Origin of the sequence: Amycolatopsis mediterranei (genome assembly GCF_026017845.1) — a bacterium.
Classification (GTDB): Bacteria; Actinomycetota; Actinomycetes; order Mycobacteriales; family Pseudonocardiaceae; genus Amycolatopsis; species Amycolatopsis mediterranei.
Window position 1 is genome coordinate 6,443,881 of sequence record NZ_CP100416.1, and the last position, 22,536, is coordinate 6,466,416.

Annotated in this window: 25 protein-coding genes; 11 read left to right on the plus strand and 14 right to left on the minus strand. The window is 69.8% G+C overall.

The window, feature by feature from the left end:
• Positions 1 to 2 precede the first annotated feature (2 nt).
• A complete protein-coding gene (locus ISP_RS28300) occupies positions 3 to 1,394 on the plus strand; it encodes an FAD-dependent oxidoreductase (protein ID WP_013227361.1) in 1,392 nt (463 codons plus the stop codon).
• Positions 1,395 to 1,398: 4 nt separating this feature from the next.
• Positions 1,399 to 2,520 carry an epoxide hydrolase family protein gene (locus ISP_RS28305; RefSeq protein WP_013227362.1) on the plus strand — a complete coding sequence of 374 codons (1,122 nt, stop codon included), beginning with the start codon at positions 1,399 to 1,401 and terminating at the stop codon, positions 2,518 to 2,520.
• Between the two features lie 79 nt (positions 2,521 to 2,599).
• Here the strand turns inward: ISP_RS28305 and ISP_RS28310 are convergent, their stop codons facing one another.
• The 8 genes from ISP_RS28310 to ISP_RS28340 form a co-directional block, all read right to left on the minus strand.
• The gene (locus ISP_RS28310) at positions 2,600 to 2,908 is read right to left on the minus strand and encodes an alpha/beta hydrolase fold domain-containing protein (RefSeq protein WP_013227363.1); all 309 of its coding nucleotides are present in this window, start codon (positions 2,906 to 2,908) and stop codon (positions 2,600 to 2,602) included.
• A gap of 32 nt (positions 2,909 to 2,940) precedes the next feature.
• Complete coding sequence (locus tag ISP_RS28315) at positions 2,941 to 3,285, minus strand: hypothetical protein (RefSeq protein ID WP_013227364.1); 345 nt, start codon at positions 3,283 to 3,285, stop codon at positions 2,941 to 2,943.
• Entirely contained in the window at positions 3,285 to 4,628 is a 1,344-nt protein-coding gene (locus tag ISP_RS28320; RefSeq protein WP_013227365.1) for a hypothetical protein, read from the minus strand. Before ISP_RS28320 ends, ISP_RS28315 begins: the two co-directional genes overlap by 1 nt.
• Complete coding sequence (locus ISP_RS28325) at positions 4,625 to 4,957, minus strand: type VII secretion target (protein ID WP_013227366.1); 333 nt, start codon at positions 4,955 to 4,957, stop codon at positions 4,625 to 4,627. The genes ISP_RS28320 and ISP_RS28325 overlap by 4 nt, the downstream gene beginning before the upstream one ends.
• A 16-nt stretch (positions 4,958 to 4,973) precedes the next feature.
• Entirely contained in the window at positions 4,974 to 5,453 is a 480-nt protein-coding gene (locus ISP_RS28330) for a YbaB/EbfC family nucleoid-associated protein (protein WP_013227367.1), read from the minus strand.
• Positions 5,454 to 5,840: 387 nt separating this feature from the next.
• Positions 5,841 to 7,073, minus strand: a complete 1,233-nt coding sequence (locus ISP_RS28335) for a cytochrome P450 (RefSeq protein WP_013227368.1) — start codon at positions 7,071 to 7,073, stop codon at positions 5,841 to 5,843.
• 62 nt (positions 7,074 to 7,135) lie between these two features.
• Positions 7,136 to 7,225, minus strand: a complete 90-nt coding sequence (locus tag ISP_RS48495) for a hyalucidin A family RiPP precursor (RefSeq protein ID WP_461299700.1) — start codon at positions 7,223 to 7,225, stop codon at positions 7,136 to 7,138.
• A 5-nt stretch (positions 7,226 to 7,230) separates the two neighbouring features.
• Positions 7,231 to 8,124 carry a cytochrome P450 gene (locus ISP_RS28340; RefSeq protein WP_013227369.1) on the minus strand — a complete coding sequence of 298 codons (894 nt, stop codon included), beginning with the start codon at positions 8,122 to 8,124 and terminating at the stop codon, positions 7,231 to 7,233.
• 711 nt (positions 8,125 to 8,835) lie between these two features.
• Here ISP_RS28340 and ISP_RS28345 point away from each other — a divergent pair.
• The 4 genes from ISP_RS28345 (at position 8,836) to ISP_RS28360 (ending at position 11,944) form a co-directional block, all read left to right on the plus strand.
• Positions 8,836 to 9,039, plus strand: coding sequence for a ketopantoate reductase C-terminal domain-containing protein (locus tag ISP_RS28345; protein WP_014467280.1), 204 nt, complete (start codon positions 8,836 to 8,838; stop codon positions 9,037 to 9,039).
• 18 nt (positions 9,040 to 9,057) lie between these two features.
• Positions 9,058 to 9,492 (plus strand): hypothetical protein, encoded by a 435-nt coding sequence (locus ISP_RS28350; protein ID WP_014467281.1) that lies wholly within the window; start codon positions 9,058 to 9,060, stop codon positions 9,490 to 9,492.
• 161 nt (positions 9,493 to 9,653) lie between these two features.
• Complete coding sequence (locus ISP_RS28355) at positions 9,654 to 10,448, plus strand: IclR family transcriptional regulator (RefSeq protein ID WP_013227372.1); 795 nt, start codon at positions 9,654 to 9,656, stop codon at positions 10,446 to 10,448.
• Between the two features lie 101 nt (positions 10,449 to 10,549).
• Positions 10,550 to 11,944 (plus strand): MFS transporter, encoded by a 1,395-nt coding sequence (locus tag ISP_RS28360; protein ID WP_013227373.1) that lies wholly within the window; start codon positions 10,550 to 10,552, stop codon positions 11,942 to 11,944.
• Between the two features lie 584 nt (positions 11,945 to 12,528).
• Here the strand turns inward: ISP_RS28360 and ISP_RS28365 are convergent.
• Both ISP_RS28365 and ISP_RS28370 read right to left on the minus strand, forming a co-directional pair.
• Positions 12,529 to 12,891 carry a hypothetical protein gene (locus ISP_RS28365; protein ID WP_230468403.1) on the minus strand — a complete coding sequence of 121 codons (363 nt, stop codon included), beginning with the start codon at positions 12,889 to 12,891 and terminating at the stop codon, positions 12,529 to 12,531.
• Positions 12,892 to 12,979: 88 nt separating this feature from the next.
• On the minus strand, positions 12,980 to 13,282 hold the full coding sequence (locus tag ISP_RS28370) for a hypothetical protein (protein ID WP_014467283.1): 303 nt from the start codon (positions 13,280 to 13,282) through the stop codon (positions 12,980 to 12,982).
• Positions 13,283 to 13,470: 188 nt separating this feature from the next.
• Here ISP_RS28370 and ISP_RS28375 point away from each other — a divergent pair, with 188 nt between their 5' ends.
• Positions 13,471 to 15,834: an ATP-binding protein gene (locus ISP_RS28375; RefSeq protein ID WP_071831565.1), complete on the plus strand. Its 2,364-nt coding sequence runs from the start codon at positions 13,471 to 13,473 to the stop codon at positions 15,832 to 15,834.
• A gap of 310 nt (positions 15,835 to 16,144) precedes the next feature.
• Here the strand turns inward: ISP_RS28375 and ISP_RS28380 are convergent, their stop codons facing one another.
• A complete protein-coding gene (locus tag ISP_RS28380; RefSeq protein ID WP_013227376.1) occupies positions 16,145 to 16,456 on the minus strand; it encodes a PadR family transcriptional regulator in 312 nt (103 codons plus the stop codon).
• Between the two features lie 79 nt (positions 16,457 to 16,535).
• Here ISP_RS28380 and ISP_RS28385 point away from each other — a divergent pair, with 79 nt between their 5' ends.
• Positions 16,536 to 17,729 (plus strand): alpha/beta hydrolase, encoded by a 1,194-nt coding sequence (locus ISP_RS28385; RefSeq protein ID WP_230468404.1) that lies wholly within the window; start codon positions 16,536 to 16,538, stop codon positions 17,727 to 17,729.
• A gap of 49 nt (positions 17,730 to 17,778) precedes the next feature.
• Here ISP_RS28385 and ISP_RS28390 read toward each other — a convergent pair whose 3' ends face one another.
• Both ISP_RS28390 and ISP_RS28395 read right to left on the minus strand, forming a co-directional pair.
• A complete protein-coding gene (locus ISP_RS28390) occupies positions 17,779 to 17,943 on the minus strand; it encodes an ANTAR domain-containing protein (RefSeq protein WP_013227378.1) in 165 nt (54 codons plus the stop codon).
• 285 nt (positions 17,944 to 18,228) lie between these two features.
• Positions 18,229 to 18,567, minus strand: a complete 339-nt coding sequence (locus ISP_RS28395) for a hypothetical protein (RefSeq protein ID WP_230468405.1) — start codon at positions 18,565 to 18,567, stop codon at positions 18,229 to 18,231.
• A gap of 307 nt (positions 18,568 to 18,874) precedes the next feature.
• Here ISP_RS28395 and ISP_RS28400 point away from each other — a divergent pair, with 307 nt between their 5' ends.
• Positions 18,875 to 19,777, plus strand: a complete 903-nt coding sequence (locus tag ISP_RS28400; RefSeq protein ID WP_013227380.1) for an endo-beta-N-acetylglucosaminidase H — start codon at positions 18,875 to 18,877, stop codon at positions 19,775 to 19,777.
• Positions 19,778 to 20,261: 484 nt separating this feature from the next.
• Here ISP_RS28400 and ISP_RS28405 read toward each other — a convergent pair whose 3' ends face one another.
• Positions 20,262 to 20,792 carry a MarR family winged helix-turn-helix transcriptional regulator gene (locus ISP_RS28405; protein ID WP_013227381.1) on the minus strand — a complete coding sequence of 177 codons (531 nt, stop codon included), beginning with the start codon at positions 20,790 to 20,792 and terminating at the stop codon, positions 20,262 to 20,264.
• A 109-nt stretch (positions 20,793 to 20,901) separates the two neighbouring features.
• On the opposite strand from ISP_RS28405, the gene ISP_RS28410 reads away from it, so the two are divergent.
• Together ISP_RS28410 and ISP_RS28415 are read left to right on the plus strand one after the other, a co-directional pair.
• On the plus strand, positions 20,902 to 21,465 hold the full coding sequence (locus ISP_RS28410; RefSeq protein ID WP_013227382.1) for an NADPH-dependent FMN reductase: 564 nt from the start codon (positions 20,902 to 20,904) through the stop codon (positions 21,463 to 21,465).
• A 6-nt stretch (positions 21,466 to 21,471) separates the two neighbouring features.
• A complete protein-coding gene (locus ISP_RS28415; protein ID WP_176742140.1) occupies positions 21,472 to 22,461 on the plus strand; it encodes an amidohydrolase family protein in 990 nt (329 codons plus the stop codon).
• Positions 22,462 to 22,536: the final 75 nt, after the last annotated feature.

A 22,536-nucleotide genomic window follows, 5' to 3' on the forward strand; every position in this document is an offset into this window, starting at 1 on the left:
ACATGAGCGAAGGAGCCGGCCACACCGCGGTCGTGCTGGGCGGGAGCATGGCCGGCCTGCTGGCCGCGAAGGTGCTGGCCGAATCCGGCACCGACGTGACCGTGGTCGACCGGGACCGTCTGTCCGATACGGACAGCGCCCGGCGCGGTGTGCCCCAGGGCAGGCACACGCACGGCCTGCTCGCCCGCGGCCAGCAGGTGCTCGAAGAGCTGTTCCCAGGGCTCACCGCGGAGATGACGGCCGCGGGCGTCGAAGCCGGGGACCTGGGCAGTCAGTTGCGCTGGTACTTCAACGGGCGGCGGCTGAGTCCCGCGGAAAGCGGGCTGCTCGTCGTGGGCGGCTACCGGCCGGTAATCGAATACCACGTCCGGCGCCGGGTGGCGAAGCTGCCGAACGTGCGGTTCCTGGAAGAGCACGACATCGTCGGTCTCGTCACCGACGAAGGCGGGACGCGCGTCACCGGCGCACGGGTGCAGCGGCGCGGCGCGGCCACGGTGGCCGAGCCCCTGCACGCCGGCCTCGTGGTCGACGCCACCGGGAAGGGCAGCCGGACGCCGTCCTGGCTCACCGCCCTCGGGTACCCGCAGGTCGCCGAAGAGCGGGTCAAGATCGGGCTGACCTACACCTCCTGCCGGTTCGCGCTGACGCACGACCCGTTCGGCGAAGACGTCTCGGTCAACCCCGTGGCCACTCCCGCGCACCCGCGGGGCGGCTTCCTCACGAAGCTGTCGGACCACCGGTGCATCGTCTCGCTGACCGGGGTGCTGGGCGATCACCCGCCGACCGACCCCGAAGGCTTCGTGGCATACGCGCGGTCGCTGCCGGTGCCGGACATCTACGAGGCCATCCGCGACGCGCAGTTCCTCGAGGAGCCGACCGCGTTCCGCTACCCGGCCAGCATCCGGCGGCGGTACGAACGCCTGGAGCGGTTCCCGGAGTCCTTCATCGTGCTCGGCGACGCCGTCTGCAGCTTCAACCCCGTGTACGGCCAGGGGATCACCGTGGCGGCGTTGCAGGCGCTGACGCTGCGCCGGCACCTGCGCACCGGCGAGCCGATCTCGGCCCGCGGCTACTTCCGCGACATCTCGCGCGTGCTGGACGCACCGTGGGAGATCGCCGCCGGCGGGGACCTCGGCTTCCCCGGCGCCGAAGGGCGCCGGACGGTGAAGTCGCGGATCAGCAACGCCTTCACCGCGAAGCTGCACGCCGCCGCCTCGGCCGATCCCGCGGTCACCGCCGCGTTCGTGCGCGTCGCCGGGCTGGTCGACCCGCCCACGGCGCTGATGCGGCCGTCGTTCGCGCTGCGCGTGCTGCGCGGCGCACGCAAAGCGGCCTCCGCTCCCTCGCCCGCCACTCCGGCGAGCCGGCCGTCCCGAGAAGAAAGCGAAAGGTGAAGACGTGGCCACACCGGAACCGTTCCGCATAGCCGTACCGGACGAGGCGATCGAAGACCTCCACCGCCGGCTGTCGCAAACCCGCCTGCCGGGCGACCTCGGCAACGACACCTGGGCCTACGGCACCAACCAGGAGTACCTCGCCGAGCTGCTCACGGCCTGGCGCGACGACTACGACTGGCGCGCGCACGAAGCGGCGATGAACGTCCACGAGCACTACCGCGTGGAAATCGACGGGCAGCCGGTGCACTACCTGCGCGCCCCGGGCGGGGACGGTGTCCCGCTACTGCTGATCGGCGGCTGGCCGTGGACGTTCTGGGACTTCGCGGAGGTCCTGCCGCACCTCGCCGGGCACGAGGTGATCCTGCCGGACCTGCCCGGCTACGGGTTCTCGACGCCGCTGGCACGGCCGGGCATCGGCTTCGCCGAGATCGCCGAGATGTGCCACCACCTGATGACCGAGGTGCTGGGTTTCGAGCGCTACGGCGTCTACGGCTCGGACTGGGGCGCCATCGTCGGCCAGCACCTGGTGCACACCCGGCCCGAGGCCGTCGCCGGTTTCCACAGCACGATGCCCTACCCGCTGGACGGCGCACCGGTGCCGCAGGAGCTCTGGGCGCCGGACGAGCAGGTGCGGCAGACGGCCAACGCGGCTTGGGCGCAGACCGGCAACGCCTACTTCCTGATGCACCTGACCCGCCCCCAGACGGTGGCCTACCTGGGTGACTCACCGGCGGCGACCGCCGCGTGGCTCGTGGAGAAGCTGCACGACTGGACCGACCACGAGGGTGACTTCGAGACCGTCTACCCCCGCGACCGGGTGCTCACCACGCTTTCGCTGTACTGGTTCACCAACTCGATGGGCAGCGCGGCCCGGCTGTACGCCGAAAGCTTCCGCGCGCCGTGGGTGCCGTGCCACGACCGGCTGCCGGTGATCGAGGTGCCGACCGCGGTCGCCGCCTACCCGAAGGAGCCCGCGGCCGTTCCGCGCAAGTGGGTGGAGAGCTACTTCGCCCTGCGGCGGTACACGGTGATGCCCCGCGGCGGGCACTTCCCGGCCGTCGAGGCACCGGAAAGCCTGGGCCGGGACATCAGCGAGTTCTTCGCGGAGCTGGCCGAGGACTGACCGCGGCGGCGGGCCCATGCGCACCGAAGAGGCCGGCCCGGTACGCCACGCGTGCCGGGCAGGCGTCCGGTGGGACGGCTCAGGGCGGGGCCGGCGCCACGGCCGGGCCGCGACGGCGGCGCGGAGCCGAGAACCGTTGCGGCAAGGGCCTTTCGACCAGCGCGTGCAGCGGCGGCCCCAGCTCCTGCGCGGTGATGGCGGCGAGGCTGCCTCCCGCGCGCTCTCCGAACAGGGCGAGGCGTTCCGGATCGGCGCCGAAGGTGACCGCGTTCTGCGCGACCCACCGCAGCGCCGCGTAGGTGTCTTCGACGGCTCCAGGGAACCGGTGCTCGGGCGCGAGCCGGCAGCCGACGGACACGACGATCGTTTTCGACCGCGTCGCGACCACCTCGCGGCGGCCCGGGCTGCGCGGCGGAGCCGTCAGAACTCGACCTCTTCGAAGTCCTCCGGGTCTTCGTCCGCGGGCGGGTAGACCACGGTGTATTCGGGAACGATCGCGCGCAGCTCCTCCTCCGACAGGCCGTACGGGTGGAACGGCACCCCCGTCGGCACCCACGTGCGGGAGACCCAGATGCCGAACAGGCAGAAGTCGCACCAGAACATCGCGTAGCCCATCCGGTCGCGTTCGGACGCGACGAACTCCAGCCGCAGCGCGTGGTGCCCGCAGTTGGGGCAGCTTCGCGCGGGCGGTTCGGGAAGCGCTTCGTAGACGTCGCCGTAGATGCGCTGCCAGTCGTCGTAGGACGCGTGCTGGATCGTCGCCATCAGTTCGCCTGCTCCCGGTTGAGCGGGTGGTCGTCCCACCACTGCTGGTCGGCCTCGTGCGCCGCGTCCTCCCAGGCGGCGTGGCCCGCAGCAGCAGGATAACGGCCGCCGTTCCCTGCGAGCTGCCCCGCGTGGACATTCTCGTGGTACAGCGTGCGCGCCAGCTGCTCCTCGTTCACGAACGCCTGCGGCGCGATGTCGATGCGCGCGCCGCGCGGCGTCGGCACGGTCTCCCCGTAGGCCCCGCGCAGCCCCTTGTTGATACCCACCCGGGCACCGGGCTGGATCTCGATGCCGTACTTCTCCTGGATCACCTTGAGGTTCTCCGGGCTGACCTTCAGCGCGCCGCTCTCCCCCGGCCCGTCCCAGTAGTCCAGGCGCGGGTCGCGGCGTTCCGGCGGCCAGGGTTTCGGCTTCTCCCCTTCCGGCACGCGGCTGTAGAGGCCCTGGCCGTCGTTCGCGCCGGGATCGCCGCCGTGGCCGTCACCGGTGGACGAGGCGTGCGTTTCCCCGTCGCCGGGAACGTGTCCGGCGGACGAGGCGTGGGTAGCGCCTTCCTCGGGCGCGTGCGGGCCGGACTCGCCCGGGCGGCCGTGCAGCTCGGCCATGACCTTCTTGATCGAGCCGAAGATCTCCTCGAGCTTGCTCATCATCGGCCGGAGCTTTTCGACGGAGTTGACGAGCTTCTTGATGAGCGCGCCGATCTTCTCCAGCCACGCCGAAACCTGCTCGACGACCTGCGCCACGACGACCGGCGTGCCGAGCCCGAGCGAGCAGACCTCTTCGAGGGCGTCCTGGATGAAGTCGCCAACCGCCTGGGTGACCATGTCGCGTACCATCGCGCGGACGGCACCGGTGAGCACGCCGACGATCTGCACGACGGTGCCGATCGTCTCGGCGCAGGTGGCGGCCGCGCCGAGGTGGTCGATCTTGTTCCGCAGCGCGGCGCGGTAGGTGTCGGCGGCCTGGCCGGCCCAGTTCGCCGTGTCCTTCGCCGCCGTGGCCGCCAGATCCCCGGCGGCCTTGCGGACCGCGGTGGCGATGTTGCGCCACGTCCCGGAATACGCCGCGATCTGGTCGGCGTCGCCCGCGAGCAGGTTCAGCGCGTCCTGCAACGGCTTGACGTGCTCGATGAGCCAGTTCAGGCCGTAGGAGATGAGAGTGCCGACCGGGTTCATCGCCATCGTGAGCAGGTCGAGCCCGGTGCCCAGCGCGGCTATTCCGCCTTCGATCCAGCTGCCCGACGAAACCCCGTCGTACACGCCCGCGGCGTCGTCGAGCACGTTGACGCCGCTGTGCCAGGTGGTCGAGTCCTGCTTCTGCGCCAGCAGCGGGTTGCTCATCCCAGCTGCCCGCCCAGTTCGGTGAGGAGCTTCGCGTGCGCCTGATCGGTGGCTTCGTAGGCACCGGCGGCCCTGGTGACCGCGTCTGCCACCGAACCGACCGCGCGCTGCGCCAGGCCCAGCGTCACCAGGCCCGGCGCGCTGACAGCGAGGACCATGGGCACGAACAGCGGCCCGCAGATCATGCCGTACGCCTGGACGCCCATCGTCACCTGCTCGGCGGCGGACAGCGCCTCGCCGAGCGTCTCCGCGACGGCCCGCACCGCCTCCGCGTGCGTCCCCAGTTCGTCGGTCCGGACCTCGTACCCGCCGGAACCATCTTTGCCCATCTCATCCCCCAGGAGTTCAGTCACGCACCATGAACGACCCGCCCAAGTCGTCGTCGTCCGGGCCGCCGGCGGGCGGCCGCCGCACACTTTCCTGCTGCGCCTGGGACGTTCCCGGCTCGGGCTCCGGTTCCGGGAACTTCGCGCGGTAATTGCCCGCGATGGTTTCCCGCGTCCGCTCGTCGTCGCCGATCGTCTCGGCCATGACCTCGCCGAACCGGTCCGGCAGGCGGGACCGGGCCGGCCGCACGGTGCGCAGCACGGCCGCGGCGACCTGCGCGCCGGAGAGCTCCCGTACCCGGTCGGTGAGCCGCAGACCGGTGAGGTTGCCCGCGGCATCCACCGTGGCGGTCACCAGGCCGTCCCCGGCGGTCTCGGTCACCGAGACCCGGGCGACCGCGGCCTGCATCGCGCGGTAGCGCTGCGCTTTCGCCTTCGCGACGAGCCGGTCGATGCCCACGATCGCGTCGGCACCGCTGCCCGGCACGGGACCACCCATCGCCCACCCCTCCTTCGCAATCGCCCCACAGCAAACCACCGCCGCGCGGCCGGGTTGGGAGAAAATTCGGAATTGGGCCGAACAGCCGAACCGGTTCGTTCCCGATTGCGGAAATGTCCGCCGTCCCGCATCGGAATCCTTCGACGCGACGAGCCGGCGGCGACCCTCGAGGGACAGCGGGGCATTACGGTGACGCATGGACGGGTCTTTCTGTTCGGCGGGGCGAGTTGGTCGCACTTCTCATCCCTGCCGCCGAAAGACCCGTACTTCGTCCCAGGCCCTCGCCCCCGTCACCAACGTCATGACCCGCAGCACCTGGCTCCTCGCTCCCTACCTCTCCACACCGGTTCGCAGGATCGTGCGTGGATCGCGCGCTGCGGACACCCCTCAGCCGTTGCGCGCAGTTGACCGCCGGTCCCGGACGGACAGCCGGCCGTCGAAGCCGCGTGGCAGCGGGACCGGGCCGATCGCCATCGTCGGCGTGGCCGCCTCCGGCAGTTCGATCCGGAAGGTGGTACACAACAGGCGGCACAGCAGCACCAGCTGGCACAAGCCGAGCCCGGCGCCTACGCAGGCGGTCGGCGCCCAACCGAACGGCACGTAGTGCCGGCCGTGGGGTGCGCCGGACAGCCACCGGTCGGGATCGAACACGTCCGGGTCCCGCCAGTGTCTCGGGTCCTGGTGCACCATAGCGGGACTGAGCACGAATTGCCGGCCGACCGCGAGGTCGTGCCCCGCGACCCGGATCGGGGTGCGGACACTGCGGGTCAGCATCGTCGGGGAGGTCCAGCGGCGCAGCACTTCCTTCACGAAGCGGTGGGCCACCGGCGCGCACCGGGTACCGGAGCGGTACAGCTCGGCGGTGCTCACCGAGGCGAACTCGGCGGCGAGGCGGTCCGCCCAGTCCGGCCGGGTGACCAGTTCGTACATCACGCAGCCCGCGGCCGCGCCGGGCGGACCGGCGATGGCGGTCAGCACGGCGGTGACGGCGTCGACAGCCCGGTCCATGCCGAGCTCGCCGAGCAGGCGGGTGGCGATCGGCTGCGTGAGGTCCGCCCGCGCCGCGCCGGCGTCGCGGGCCCGTCGGCGCAGTTCGCGGCGGACCACCAGCCCGGCCTTGACCTGGATCGACACCGGCCGCCAGGACCGCCACCACGGCGGGTCCTCCTCGGCCTCTCCCATCAGCCTGGCGAGTTTCGCGATCGCGTCCGCGCTGATCTTCGCGCGGTCTGCCGGAGAGAGACCGTCGAGCACGATCGGAAGCAGGGAACGGAAACTGACCTCGTGCGCGAGCCATGGCAGGTTCAGCGACACTCCGATCCGCGCGCGCAGCAGCGAGTCCATCCGGGCGTCCAGTGCCGCCAGGCCGTCTTCGCCGGAGAGCGTGCGCAGCTGCGCCAGCCAGGCCGACCGCACGCGCTTCCAGGAGACCGGGGTGCTCGGCCGGCGCAGCACCAGGTCACGCAGGCGGTCGGGCAGGGTGAGGTCGGCGTAGTTGTCGGCGTTGGCCTGTGCGGCGGCATCGGCGTCGAACACCATGAGCTGCCGCTCGGTCTGCCAGAACACCCCGCCCGCGGCCGCGCTCGGCTCGCGCAGGTCGCGCAGCACATCCGTGTCCATCAGTACTCCGGGTCGCTGTGGGCGGGGAGCGGGCCGGACGCGGCCCGCTCCTCGCCGGCCGGTCAGATGTGGTGGTACAGGTACCAGCGATACTGGCGGTCGGACCTGCGGATGTTCAGCGCGGACAGGGCGGCGCGGAAGATCTTCGACACGGGGTTCACCTCCCCTCGGGCCGGTTAACCGGATCCAGCCGCAGGTGGAACCGCGGTGGCGCGAGCGCCGCCGAGACCTGGGGCCGAGGCGATGGGGCGGCGACGCCGATCCGGTAGGCCGAGGTGATCAGCCCGACCAGCGTCTCGGTCACCTGTGTCGCGACACCGGCGCCGGTGCAGGCGTGCGGTCCCCAGCCGAACGGGATGAACGCCTCCTGCCCCGTGCCCGAAGCCCACCGCTCCGGCCGGAACTCGTCCGGTTCGCTCCAGTACGCGGGCTCCCGGTGCACGAGGTAGCTGCAGACGACGACCTCGTCGGCAGGCTTCGCGGCGACCGCGGCGAGCCGGTGTTCCCGGCTGGGGATTCGGCCGAACTGCCACGCCACCGGCCAGAGCCGCAGAGCTTCGCGCACCACCCACGCGGGGTGCGCCGGCCCGGTGCCCGCCGTGCCCACGAGGTAGAGCGACCAGCCGAGCAGGAAACCGACCGAACCGGCGACGGCGAACAGGCAGGAGAGGAACACCTCGGCGAGGTCGGCAGCCAGGGTGCGCTCGGTGGCCGCGTGGGCGACGACGTCCAGCAGGTCGGCGGGCTCACCCAGGCGGCGGGCCCGCCGGGCAACGAGTTCCGCGCCCAGGATCCGGGCGACGCGGGTGCGGAACCGGTGGCGGGCGAACCGGGAGTAACGGTCGCGCGCCCCGGCCAGCACCGCGCGTTCGACGACTTGGTCCACCGTCTCGCGCAACGCGGCCGAGGGGGTGGCACCGATCAGTGCCGGGCGGAAGTGTTCGTACACCAGACGGTTTCCCGCGTCCGGCCAGACACTCCCCGATGCCAGACCGGCGACGAGCGCGGGGAGTTCGTCCGCGTGGTCGCGGGTGTACCGCCGCAGCAGCACCCGTGCCGCCCGCCCGATTTCGACCTGCGCGGACCGCGGTGCGAACGTCCCCGTCCTGATCCGGAAGAAATCGGAATGTTCCCGGAAAAGCCCTTCGTTGTTCGCCAGTATCGCTTTCGCGAGAACCGGATCGGAAACATAGATCTCACCCCGACGCCTGATGAATACCGCGCCGCTATCGCGACGGAGTTTCCCGATTGCGGCAAGCGGATCAGCATCCGGACCGAGCGCTGTCATGCGCACTCTCCTCGAAGAAATCCAGCGCGGAGACAGTCAGCTAACCGCCGCCGCGAAGAGGCTGTCAATACTCCGTCGCGGTGCTGCCGAACGGCCTCCGAAGCACATTCCGGCATTCAGTTGCGGTTATTCTCGGCCGAATGGCAGGAGCCGCGGACCTGTGCGACACCCGCGCCCAGGACGGTCATTCCGACGTCCAGCAGGGCCCGTCGACATCGCCGCGATCAGCTTGCTCTGAATCTTCATCTCGTCCCCCTCCGGGTTGCCACACGCACGACTGCTCGGTGGTCCGAGGCGGCGGCAACGACCAAGTGGCGCTTCTTCCAGCTCACCGCGCCTCCACCGGCCATCAGCAAGGTCGGTCTCTACCCTCCCGCCCGCCGTCGACAATCGGTCGACAACCCGTCGACGACCGGGGTGAACGAGCTTGTCCGGCGTCACTCGACACCATCCGACACAGGCGGATGGGGACTCTTGACCAGCAGGTTGCAGGACCTCTGCTCGTTCCTCCCGTCGATGTACCGGGACCTGTCCGCCGGCCAGCCCACCGAGGTCGAGCACGTGTTCGGCGACCTGGTGGCGCGCGCAGACGCGCTCGGGATCGCCGTCCCGCTGCTCGGACTGGCCACGGTGCACCTGCGGGTGCACCAGAACCGGGCGCGGAGCACCGGCGTGTGATTCGAGGAGGAAGTTGTGATGACGACGTACCCAGGTAGCGGAGACGAGCGGACGCACGACCGGGAGTACTTCCCGGAGTGGCTGGGCAACCTGGCCGACGACGTGACGATGGAGGCGTCGGTGGTGAACGGGATCGCGCGCGGCCCGCAGGCGGTGCGCGACATCCTGGGGTTCGCCCGCACGCTGTACGACTACCAGGAGTTCATCTTCAAGGGCGAGTACGGCGAGAACGGGTTCGCCGAGGACTACGTGGCGCGGTTCGCCGACGACCGGCCGATCGGCAACGTCGTGGTGGTCCGGCGTAACCCAGCCGGCCAGACCAGCGGGATCGTGATCAGCCACCGGCCGCTGGCGTGGGCATCGGCGATCGGGGTAGCCGTTCAACGCTGCGCCGGCCATCGCGAGCCTGCTGCTCGATGCCGAGGAGCCGGCCGGCGGTGGGCTCGGCGATGAAGTTCCCCAGTCCGACCACCTGTATGCCCGTCACGGGTCCCTCATGCCGGGCTCCAGACCACGGTGTGACTTGACAACTCAACATACGGATGAGTGTCGCGGAGTCAACCGGACAGAGCGCGGATAGACTGTGCGACACACCACGGGGCACGGGCGGGGCGATGGCAGAGGAAGAACGCAGCGGCACGACGCCGGTGCTGGTGCTGCGCAAGTTCAAGCAGATCCTCGAGTCGTTCACGATCGACAACCCCGAGCTGACGCTGCAGCAGATCACCCGGTCCACCGGGCTGCCGGCCAGCACGTGCCAGCGGCTGGTGCACAATCTGGTGCGCGAGGGCTTCCTCGACCGCTACGGCGACACCTACCGCGTCGGGCTCGGCTTGGTCCGCTGGGCAGCACCCGGCACGTTCGGCCTCGACCTGGTCCGGCTGACCCGGCCGGTGCTGCAGCAGCTGCGCGACGAAACAGGCGAGACGGCGTGCCTGTACGTCCGCGACGGCGCCTACCGCACCGTGATTTCCCTGGCCGAGTCCCGGCACCCGGTGGTGCGGCTGTTCGTCGTCGGCATGGTGATGCCACTGCACGCAGGCTCGGCCGGCAAGGTGTTCCTGGCCTGGGACAAGCTCGCGGTCAAGGACGCCATCGGGCACGGCTTGGCCCGCTTCACCGCGCGCACGGTGGTCGACATCGACCTGCTTTCCGAGCAGCTCGGGCAGATCCGCGAGGCCGGGTACGCGGTGAGCTTCGAGGAACGCGACCTCGGCGCGGCGTCGCTCAGCGCGCCGGTGTTCGGGCTGAACGGCGAAGTCAGCGCGGCCATCGGGATCGGCGCGCCCACCCAGCGCATGACGCCCGCGGACGTGCCGAGGCTGGCGCCGATCGTCGTGGAAGCGGGGCGGCGGGCCTCGGAGCGGCTGGGGTACCGGCCGGGCGTGGAGCGGGCCGCCGCTCTCTGATCCATCCTGTTCTTCAGGGCGTGCGTGCCCTTGACTCCGTCCCAGCGCCGTCACACTATGGGTTGGCGGACCACATAGTGGCGAGTCAAAGGAGACGACGGATGGCGAACATCCCCGACGCCGCCATGCCCGACACGAGCACGATCGCGGGCCGGCTCGACCGGCTGCCCATCACCCGCACACACCGCCGGGCCACCGTCGCCGTCGGGCTCGGGCTGTTCTTCGACTTCTACGAGGTCTTCCTCACCGGCGTGCTCAGCTCCGTGCTCATCGAGGAGTTCAAGCTGACCAAGGCTCAGCTGCCGCCGCTGCTGGCGTCGACGTTCGTCGGCATGTTCTTCGGCGCCCTGCTGCTCGGCCGCCTCGCCGACCGGTTCGGCCGCCGCGGCGCCTTCCTGCTCAACCTCGGGCTGTACTCGCTCTTCTCGCTGCTCGGTGCGTTCACCGGCAGCGCACCGATGCTGCTGGTGACGCGGTTCTTCGCGGGCATCGGCCTGGGCGCGGAGCCGCCGCTGGCGGACACCTACCTCACCGACCTGCTCCCGGCCCGCAAGCGCGGGCGGTTCATCGCCTGGGCGTACACGCTCGCCTTCTGCGGCTTCCCGGTCGTCGGCTTCCTCGCCCGCGGGCTCACCAAGCACGAGATCTTCGGCATCGCGGGCTGGCGCTGGCTGTTAGTGATCGGTGGGCTGGGCGCCGGCGCGGTGTTCCTGCTCCGGCGCGGCCTGCCCGAGTCGCCGCGGTGGCTGGAGTCCGTCGGCCGCACGGAAGAGGCCGAGCACCTGGTGGCCGGCCTCGAAGCCGAGGCTCGCGGCGGCGTCAACGAGAACCTCGCCCCGCCGCGCGGCACCACCCGCAAACGCGCCGCCGCGCCCGTTCGCGAACTGTTCGGCCAGGGAATGCGCCGCCGCACCTGGATGATGGTCGTCTTCCACATCCTGCAGACCCTCGGCTACTACGGCTTCGGCACGCTGGTGCCATTGGTGCTGGCGGCCAAGGGCTACGCCGTTTCGCAGTCGCTGCTGTTCGCTGCCCTGACCTACCTCGGCTACCCGGTCGGCTCCGCGCTGTCGCTGCCGGTCGTGGAACGCGTCGAGCGCAAGTACCTGGTGGTCGGCTCGGCGCTGGCGATGGCGGTGTTCGGCATCGCGTTCGGCTACGCGGGCTCGATGACGTTGATCCTCGTCTTCGGTTTCCTCTACACGGCGACCAGCAACCTGTTCTCGAACGCCTTCCACATCTACCAGGCCGAGATCTTCCCGACGGCGCTGCGTTCGACCGCCTCGAGCGGCACCTACTCCCTGTCACGGCTGGCCAGCGGTGCAATGCCGTTCGTGCTGGTGCCGCTGCTGAACTCGCACGGCCCGACCGCGCTGTTCCTGGTGGTGGCAGGTGCGTTGGCGGTGGTCGCGGCGGACATCGCGCTGCTCGGCCCGCGCACCACCGGCCGACGCCTGGAAAGCGTCAACGACGAAGCCGCGCCAGTGCCACGATAGCGTCCACCGCCCTCGTCGATCGGCAGCCTGCGGCATCGACGACGAGGCGGCCCCAAGGCCACCTCTCGTATTCGTGACCGAAGACTCCGCCCACCTCGGCGGCCGGAATCGGCGTGCCTATGAAGAGTTCGGTGTCATCCTAGGGGAACTGGTCGACGCGGCCGCCTTCCTCGCCTCCACCCGCCGCTCGGCCGGGGAAGCCGCGTGCCGGACCGCTGGAGGCTGACGAGTCGGCCATCGTCGCCGTGGGCCCCGCAAAGGCATCGAATCCAACGACAAACCTGGCCGGCACCGATAGGTCATCGAGAGAACGATCGCCTGACTGACCGGCTGCCGAAGCCCGATCGGCCACAGCACCGCCCCGACGGCGGCGAGCCACATCCCCCTGTGTTCGCCGTACTTGGCGACAGTTGGGCCCGCGACGACGGCCGCGCGCTGCCCCTCGGCGTCCACCGTCAGGGTCCTCCGGCGGCCACGGCTGCCACTACCACGCCCGGCGCGGCGGCGATCCGAACGCACCCGAGCTCGGGCACGACAGACGTTCGCCGGGCGCGACCGAGGCCGCCGGCCGAGCGGGGGGACGTTCAGGCCAGCTCGATCACGCTGACCCCGTTGACGCCCCAGTAGCAGGTGGGCGACGGGCCGAGTGTGTACCACCCGTCGGTGGAACTGGTGTAGACGATGATGCTGTCGTAAGAGAAGCCGTAGGAGCAGTCCACCCGCACCTTCCACTTCGCCACGACCGGGGTGTAGCAGGTGGCGTATCCGTTGTAGCCCCCGAGACTGCCGGTCACCCCGGTTTCGCAGGTCATTTGGTAGACGGGCGTGACGAAGCTGGCAGCGGATGCGGGCGACGCGGCGGCAGGCGACGCCGCCGCGGCGGCCATCGCCAGACCCAGGCCCCCGGCCGCCAGTGCCACGCGGAATCGACGAATTCTGGTAAGCATGTGCCTCTTTCCTGTCTGCGGTTGTTCAGGCGGCTTGGCTCCGTCCCCGAGAACGGATCCACGACCGGTTCGAAGGGCGAGCGGGGTCCTACACGCCGACGTAAAGTGCGTACCACCGGCCGGTGGCCGAGTCGTAGTACTCCTGGCAGTAGTAATAGGTGGCACCGCCGTAATTCACGTACCACAGGCCGGTGTTATGGCAGGCAAGCAGATCTCTGGTGCTGCCCATGTAAGTCACGCCGGCCGCGGTCGCCGGAGCCTGACCGGCCGATGGCGCACTGGTGTGAGCCGGTTCGGCGACGGCTGCGGATGCGGTGGCACCCGACGCGCCGACGAGCGCGAGGCCCGTGGCGAGTACGACAGCAACAAGGTGCTTTCTGAGATTGGGCATATCTCCTCCATGCGGGGATGGTGACAAGCGGTCTCGTTCGTCGGTGCCGGCGTTCGGCCGCTGCGAATTTCGTGCTCCTCGTTTCTGTTCGGTTCGGCATCCGGCGCGTTAAAGTGTTCAGCCGATCGACGGTGTCGGCCACCCACAGAGAGTCACACACTCGGTGATGTGGTGCGTTAACATGAAGTGTGGGAGTCCAACTCGAGTCCTTCGGCGCACTGCTGCGGAGGTTGCGGGAGCACGCATCCCTGACCCAAGAGCAACTGGCGCAGCAATCCGGCGTGAGCGCCAAAGCGATCAGCGCCCTGGAACGCGGGGAGCGTCGGCACCCCTACCCGCACACCGTTTGCGCACTTGCCGAAGCCCTCGGATTGAGTGACGACGAACGAAAGGATCTGGAAGCACACGTGCCGCGCCGCGGCCGACGAAACACCGGATCAACCGACCGCGGGCGCACTATGCGCGCGGTGCCCACACCCTCGGTGCCGGCCGGGGTGGTCGTGCCGAGACAACTGCCGTCACCGGTGCGCGACTTCACCGGGCGTGCTGCAGAACTGGCCGCACTCGACGCGGTGCTCGGCTGGATGGACAAGCCGGTTCCTGCAGGAGGCTCCGCGCAGTCAGGCCGGGCGGTGGTCATCTCCGCGATCAGCGGCACCGCCGGCGTGGGCAAAACCGCCTTGGCGGTGATGTGGGCACATCGCGTGCGATCATCGTTCCCCGACGGACAGTTGTACGTCAACCTCCGTGGCTACGACCCCGGCCCACCGGCAACGCCCGGTGAAGTGCTGGACGGTTTCCTTCGAGCGCTGGACGTGCCGGCCGCCAAGATCCCGCCGGCGCTCGATGACCGGGCAGGCCAGTTCCGGTCCGTGGTGGCCGGTCGCCGCCTGCTGATCATCCTGGACAACGCCAACAGCGCTGAACAGATACGGCCGTTGCTGCCCGGATCGTCGTCCTGCATGGTCGTTGTCACCAGCAGGGACAGCCTCACCGGTCTCGCGGTCAGCGTGGGGATGCACCGGATAACCATTGATCGGCTGCCGGCCGAGGACGCCGTGACCCTGCTGCGCACCATCGTCGGCTCGCACCGGGCCGACTCGGAACCGGAGGCCGTGGCGGACCTCGCTCGATGGTGTGATCGGCTGCCGCTGGCGATCCAGATCGCCGCGCAGCGAGCGGTTGCCCACCCCCATGTGGCGCTCGCGGAGCTGACCACGGAACTGGCCGATGACGCCCAGCGGCTGGAGGTGTTCAGCGTCGGCGTGGACGAATACACCGCCATCCGGCCGGTGTTTTCGTGGTCCTACCGGAGCTTGCCGGAAGCCCAGGCTCGAATGTTTCGGCTGCTCGGCGTGGCCCCGGGCCTCGACATCAGCGTCCCTGCCGCCGCTGCCATGGCCGGGGTGACCCCCGCCGCGGGACGGCGACTCCTCCAGGGCCTGGCCGAAGCGCATCTGGTCGATTCCGCCGGTGTGGACCGGATCCGGCTGCACGACCTGCTCCGGGCTTACGCCCGAGCGCGCGCCGAGGACACGGACACCGCCGCCGACCGGCGCGAGGCGGTTCACCGACTGGTCGGCTGGTACCTCCACGCCGCTGCGGCCGCGGATCGGCTGCTGCATCCCGGCCGGCAACGTGTCGTGGTGGACGCAACGCCCGTCCCTGACCGTCCCGCGGTCTTCGTCGATTACGATGCGGCGCTCGAGTGGTGCGAGATCGAACAGGTCAACCTGGTGGCGGTCACCCGGGCCGCGGCGGAAACCGGGCTGGGCGCTGCGGCCTGGCAACTCGCCAACAATCTGTGGAGCTTCTTCTATCTGGGTAAGCACTGGACCGATTGGATCGCGGTGCACGAGATCGGCTTGGCGGCCGCCCGCGACCTGCACGACGCGCAGGGGCAGGCCCGCATGCTCAACGGGCTGGCAACCGCCTACGTGGGTATGCGCCGGTTCGTCGAGAGCCTCGACCACTTCCGGGCCGCCCACGAGCTCTTCCGCGCTGTCGGCGACCGGTGGGGCGAGGGGAGCTGCCTGGCCAACCTGGCCGACACCTACCTCGGCCTGCAACGCTATGTCGACGCCGCCGGCTATGCCCGCGAGGCTGTGGAGATCTTCCGAAAGATCGGGAACCAGTACATCGAAGGGGTCGCCATGGGCAACCTCGGCGAGGCGTACCTGGGTCTGGGCCTCTACGACGACGCCCTGGGCCTGTTCCGTCAAGTACTGGAACTCTGCCGCGACATCCACCACCGGCACGGCGAGGCCGTTACCTTGATCCACCTCGGCGAGGCCCACCTCGGGCGGGGTGCGTACGACAACGCGCTCGACTGCCTCGCCGCAGGTCTCGACCTCGCCCGCGAGATCCGCGCCCGGCACAGCGAAGCTCTTGCGCTGAGCACTCTCGGATTCGCCTACCAGCGCACTGGGCAGCCAGATGCCACACGGCAACACTGGCAGGCGGCCATCGACATCTATGACGACCTCGGAGACCTCCAAGCCGAGGTGCTTCGCGACCGCCTTCGGCACCGGAAAATCAAGGACCGCGCATAGAGCCCGGGGCGACGACGATCAGCCCCAGCCGGTTGACGAGCAGGCACAGCTGAAAGCCCACGAAGCCGAGGGTCGCCCAGTAGTAAGCAACCAGCAACCGACCTCGTGAACATCGCGGCCAGCGCGGTGAGCAGCACCCGGCTGGTCTGCCCCGGCGCGGTCTCCGGCCAGTCGCTGGGGTGCAGCCACAGTTTCACTGCACTCCAAGCCGTGTCGAACCACGTGCGCGGGCCGGCCGAACGCACCTCTTCGGCAATCTCGGCGCCCCAGCGCCGGCGGATCGCCGGCGGGTAGAGCCTGGCCAGGACGTTCACGTCGGCGCGATCCCGAGCGAGCGCAGCCCGGCCTCGGCGACCCGGCTCATCTGTTCCAGTTCCGCCCGCAGGATTTCCCGGCCCGCACCGGTGATCCGGACCGTGCGCTGGCGCCCCGGCTCGTCACCCCGGTCACCGGCCGGCTCGATCAGCTTCCGGGCTTCCAACCGCGCGAGCGCGCCGTACAGGCTGCCTGCGCCGAGCCGGGCGCCGGTCAACGACTCGATCGCGGCATTGATCGCGTAGCCGTGCATCGGGCCTTCCGCGAGCGCGGTGAGGACCAGCATCTGCGCGTCCTTGCTGTGCATGCACACCTTCCCGTCGCCCCTGCCAATGTACACGTCGCGTAGTACGCAGCACGTAGTACGCGATGTGTACCATTCGGCCATGCCCGCAGCCTTCCCTCGCCGCCGGATCGCACGAATGCTGCTTACCGCGGCCCTCGTGGTCGTCGTGGGAACCGGCGCCTACGTCGGCTACGCCGCGATCCGGGCCGCGCAGCCGGTCACCCTCCCCGCTCCGACCGGTCCGTACCCCGTCGGCCGCACGATCACCGAAGGGACCGACCACGCCCGCGCCGACCCGCTCGCCCCGCAGCCAGGCACGCCGCGCCGGCTGTCGATCTGGCTGTGGTACCCCGCTGCCCCCGCTCCTGGGGCGACACCCGCGCCGTACACGCCCGGCGCGTGGGCGGGGCTGCACCTGGGCGGCGCGATGGCGTGGACCGAGACGGACTTCGACGAAGTCCACGTCCACGCCGTAGCCGACGCTCCCCCGGCCTCCGGCCGGTTCCCCGTCGTCGTCCTCGAACCCGGCCTGGGCTTCGCCGCGCCGCAGTACACCACGATCGCGGAAAACCTCGCCTCGAACGGCTACGTCGTCGCCGGGGTGACCCCCACCTACAGCGCGAACCTGACCGTCCTCGGCGGCGCGACCATGGCGGCGAACGACGCGGGAAACCCGTCCGCGGTCGACACCGACGATTTCCACGCGGGAGCGGCTCAAGCCGCGGGCGACCGGCTTGTCGAAGTCTGGGCCGGCGACGCACGTTTCGCCGCCACGCAGGTCGCGGCCCAGCCGAAGCTCACCGACCACGCCGACCTCGACCGAGTCGTCTACATCGGACACTCTTTCGGCGGCGCCGCCGCTCTGGAAGCGTGCCGAAGCGACCCACACTGCGCAGGCGCCGCCGACCTCGACGGGACCCAATTCGGCCCGGTCGTCCACTCCGGACTCGGCAAGCCCATGCTGATCATCGGCAACCAGGACTCCTGCGTCACCGGAACCTGCCAACCAGCCACGCCGGGTGACGAAGCTGACCAGCGCACGGCCTTGTCACTGCTGACGGCCGGCACCGGACCGGCCTGGTGCGATCGGATCGCGGGAACGAGGCACTTCAACTTCACCGACTACGGCGCTTATTACCTCGCCGCACCAGCCGAAGCGGTGCTCGCCCTCGGTCCGGCCGACGGTGCCGAGGCGCTCTCCCGAATCAACGCGCACCTTCGGGCATTCGCCGACTACACAACCGGCAACGGTCCCACGCCGTCGGCCCGGAGTTGCCGCCCAGAACGACGTTGATCGGCACCGTACGTGGAGAGCGGGCCGGGAACGGCCGCCGGCATCCGCCTCAGTGCGCCGGCAGGTCGACGTCGGTGTGCCGGGTCGCCAGCGCCGAAGCGACCTCGGCGAGCTTGACGTTCAGGTTCTGGGACGAGCGCCGCAGCACGTCGAACGCTTCCTCGGCCGAGACGTCGCGGCGGGCCATGATGATGCCCTTGGCCCGGCCGATCACATCCCGGCTCTCGATCGCCTGGCGCAGATGCGCGGCTTGGAGTGACGTTGAGCGCCCCGACGGAAACGGCCCGACGGCAGTCCGGGGATCAGTGCGGTGGCGAGAACGGACCGGACACCAGGTCCACGGCGGCCGGCGCCCAGCTCGGCCAGCGTGGCTCATCCGCCAGGTCGGGACAGAAAAGCTACGGCCGGGCCGCTGGGAACGGCCGCCCTTCACCAACGCCTGCCTCCGCGAACTCGGCGCCTGGTCCGGCCCGCCCGCGCATCGGGAGGGTTCCACCGGCTACCTCAGCCGATACCCGCGGATGATCGTCTGGTCGACGGTGTTGCCCGCGCTGTCGGTCGCGGTGGCCCGCAGAGACACGAAGGCGGCCCCGGCGGGGTGGCGCAGGCCCGCGAGCCACTGTCCGCCTCCGTGCTGCACGGGCACGGTCTGCCAGGTGCCGCCGTCGTCATAGGACACCCGGACCGTCAGCGAGGTGATGCGGGCTTGCGCGTCGGTGTGCTCCACCCGCACCGGAACGAGGAACGGCACACCTCCCGGCGCGCGGTTGTGGTCGTCCAGCCGCGGCGTGAACCGCACCGCCACCGACGGCCGGTGCGCCGAGGGCGACACGATCACCGTCCACGCCGTCCGTGAGGAGGACGGTGCGGTGGTGGTCGATATCTGAAGACCCGCGGCTGCCCGCACGCAACTCGAACGCCGGCGAAGGCGGCGCGACGATGTGCGACCTGCGCGGCCGAGGCCGACGCCTTGCGCAGGTCGACGCGTCCAGCAGGCGGCCTCCGACGTCGAGGCGCCGAGCCCGACGAACCGCGTAGGCCGATCGAGGTACCGAGCGCGTTGCTCGATCACCTCTCTTGACACGGCGCCGGAAAAGCACATACATGGACAATGGTTCAAACCACTCGACGGGAGTTGAGCTACCGTGGTCAAGCTCGGTCGGATCACCGCGTTGCTGGCAGGCGCCGCCCTCTTGGCGGGCACGATGACGGGCACGAGTGCGGCGAGTACGTCCGCCGCGCCGCGCAAGACCGGGCCGATCACCGTGGCCTACGTCGAGGTGAACAACAACAGCATGCTGAACGTGGGCAAGTACGCGCTCGCCCGAGGCGGCGGGAACGTGTTCGACATCGGCGTCATCTTCGCCGCCAACATCAACTACGACACCACGACGAAGTCGGCGTACCTGTACTTCAACCCGAACGTGCAGAACGTCCTCGACAACGTGAGCACCCAAGTCCGCCCGCTGCAGGACAAAGGCATCAAGGTCGTGTTGTCGATCCTCGGCAACCACCAGGGCGCCGGGTTCGCCAACTTCCCGTCCCGGCAAGCGGCCGCGGCCTTTGCCAAACAGCTGTCCGACACCGTGACCAAGTACGGGCTCGACGGCATCGACTTCGACGACGAATACGCCGAGTACGGCAACAACGGCACCGGCCAGCCCAACGCCGGCTCCTTCGTCTACCTCGTCACGGCCCTGCGCGCGGCGATGCCCACCAAGCTGATCTCGCTGTACAACATCGGCCCGGCAGCATCGCGGTTGTCCTACGGCGGCACCGACATCACCTCGAAGTTCAACTACGCCTGGAACCCCTACTACGGCACCTGGGGCGTACCGAACATCGCCCTCCCCAAATCCGGGCTCTCCCCCGCGGCAGTCCAGATCGCAGCGACATCCACCAGCACCGCCGCCGACCTCGCCCAGCGAACCGTGAACGAAGGCTACGGCGTGTACCTGACCTACAACCTCGGCGCCGCCGACTCACACACCTACATCTCCAGCTTCACCAAGGCCCTGTACGGCAAGGACGCCCTGTATACGAACTAGCCACCTCAGCCGTCGAGGCCGGCCGAGGCCGACTATCGCCGACTTGGACGCCGCAGCCACGCTCACCGCCACCGTGGTCGGGCTGACCGTCGCAACAGGAGCCGAATCAAGCTCACGATGACGCCGTGACCCGAATCCAGCCCCGGAGTCCAGCGAGCATGGTCGGCTTTCCGGCGGAACGGACCGGGTCTTCCTGGTGCCGTCGGCGCAAAGTTTGACCCGGTGCCGTCGGTCGAGCCGTTCTTGGCCGAGGCGCAGCGCCTCGGCATGCGCAGGGTCGTGCTGCGCACGTCCGGGTTCATGCGGAACTTCCTGTGCGCAACCGCCGGGCCGGGGGATGCGGCGAGACGGCGCTGAGTTACCCGGAGGCGGCAGCGATCATCACCGCCGGTACCGGAACGGCCGGTCCGGTACCGGCCGCTTGAGAGCGGGGATTGGCGGGATCCCGGGCCGATGGGCGCCGGCCGCTGTCGCACTGCGCGGTTCAGTCACGCACGTCCTTCGCGGGACGATCCCCCCGTTGTCCGCGCGTCGTTTCCCCTTGTGCGCGCTCGACACGGGCGAGCACCTTGTCGGAGATCCGGTGCAGCGTCCGCAGTTCGTTCGGGGTCAGGACGTCGATGAACAGGTCCAGCACTTGGCCGACGTGTCCGGGTGCCGCGTCCGCCAGGTAGGCCTGGCCGGCGTCGGCCAGGATCGCCTGCGTGTATCTGCCGTTGTGCGGGTCGGGCTCGCGGCACACGAGCCCGCGCTTCTCGAGCCGGCCGATCATGTGTGACAGCCGCGACAGTTCCGTGTTGGCCAGGACAGCGAGCTCGCTCATCCTCATCCGACGCCCGGGCTGATCGGACAGGTGGGCCAGCACGTAGTACTCGATGAAGCTGAGCTTCGAGTCCTGCTGGAGCTGCGCCTCCAGGGCAGCGGGCAGCCTCTGGGCGAGCTTCATGAACCCGCGCCACGCCGCCAGCTGGTCACCGCTGAGCCAGCGCGACCCGGACTCCCCTGAGGCAGACATGTGCGCAGTGTACTGACCTCAACTGACTTGAATTTTCATGCCAGGAGGCCTAACTTGACACTTGAAAATTCAAGCGTCAACCGGCTCACCAAGACTGGAAGGACCACCCATGAACAACCTGAAGCTCGCCATCGTCCTCGGCAGCACTCGTCCCGGCCGCAAGGGCGAAGCGGTGGCGAACTGGGTGCTGGGCAAGGCCAAGGAGCGGCCGAACGCCGACTACGAGCTGATCGACCTGGTCGACTACCCACTGCCGCACCTGGACGAGGCCGTGCCGGCGAGCAGGGGCGTGTACGCGGGCGAGCACACGAAGGCCTGGTCCGCCAAGATCGGCGAGTTCGACGGGTACATCTTCGTCACCCCGGAGTACAACCACTCCACCTCCGGAGTGCTGAAGAACGCCATCGACTACCTCTACACAGAGTGGAACAACAAGGCCGCCGCCTTCGTGTCGTACGGCGCGCTCGGCGGAACGCGAGCGATCGAGCACCTGCGGGCGATCTCGAGCGAACTGCAACTGGCCCACGTGCGCCAGCAGTTGTCGTTCTCGTTGTTCACCGACTTCGAGAACTTCTCGGCCTTCGAGCCCTCCGCGCTGCACGACGGCGCTGCTTCCGTCCTGTTCGACCAGCTCGAGTCGTGGGCCGGCGCACTCAAGACCGTCCGAAGCTGAGTGTCGATGAAGCTGTACGGGCTCGAGGAACACTTCGTCACCGCGGACGTGATCGAGGCGTGGCGGCGGCGCGACCCCGGTCTCGCCGAGCCGATGATGAAGTGGGCCGTCGCCAGTGACATCACTCCGGCACTGCTGGACGTCGACGGCGGACGCATCGCGGCCATGGACGACGCCGGGATCGACACGACGGTGCTGTCCCTCACGACGCCGGGTCTGCAGAACCTCGACGCGGCGGAGGCGGTCGCCCTGCAGGCGCCCACGAACGACCTGATCGCCGCCGCCGTGCGCCGGCACCCCGGGCGTTTCCAGGGATTCGCGACGCTCGCCACCTCCGCGCCGGCCGCCGCGGCCGACGAACTGCGGCGGGCGGTCACCGAACTGGGGCTCAACGGCGCGCTGGTCAACGCCAACTCGCGGGGCCGCGCTCTGGACGCGCCCGGGTTCTGGGACATCTACGAGGCCGCCGAGGACCTGCGCGCACCCGTCTACCTGCACCCCGGCGTTCCGGTCCCGGCCGTCACGGAGGCCTACTACCGGGGCTTCGGCGAGCCGGTGAACAGCATGCTGGCCACCGGTGCGTTCGGCTGGCACTACGACGCCGGCCTGACCATCCTCCGGATGATCGTCGCCGGGGTCTTCGACCGGTTCCCCGGCCTTCAGGTCATTCTGGGGCACTGGGGCGAGGTCGTGTTGTTCTACCTCGACCGTGTCGCGGCCATGGACAAGCTCACCGCCCTGCGGCGCCCGATCGCCGAGTACTTCCGCTCGAACATCTTCATCACCCCCGGCGGCATCTCCAGCCACAAGTACCTGCGGTGGAGCCTGGAGACGGTCGGGGTCGAGCGGATCATGTACGCCTCCGACTACCCGTTCAACACCGAGCGCGCCGGATCCGCGCGGCGTTTCCTGGACACGGCACCGGTCGACGAGGCCGGCCGCGAGCGCATCGCCTACCGGAACTGGGAAGAGCTCATCGCCGGGATCCGGCGCTGACCACGATGGGGAAAGGAATATCGTATGCCGCTTCCGCCAAGTCCGCATGTCCCGTGCGTTCCACCGATTCGGCCC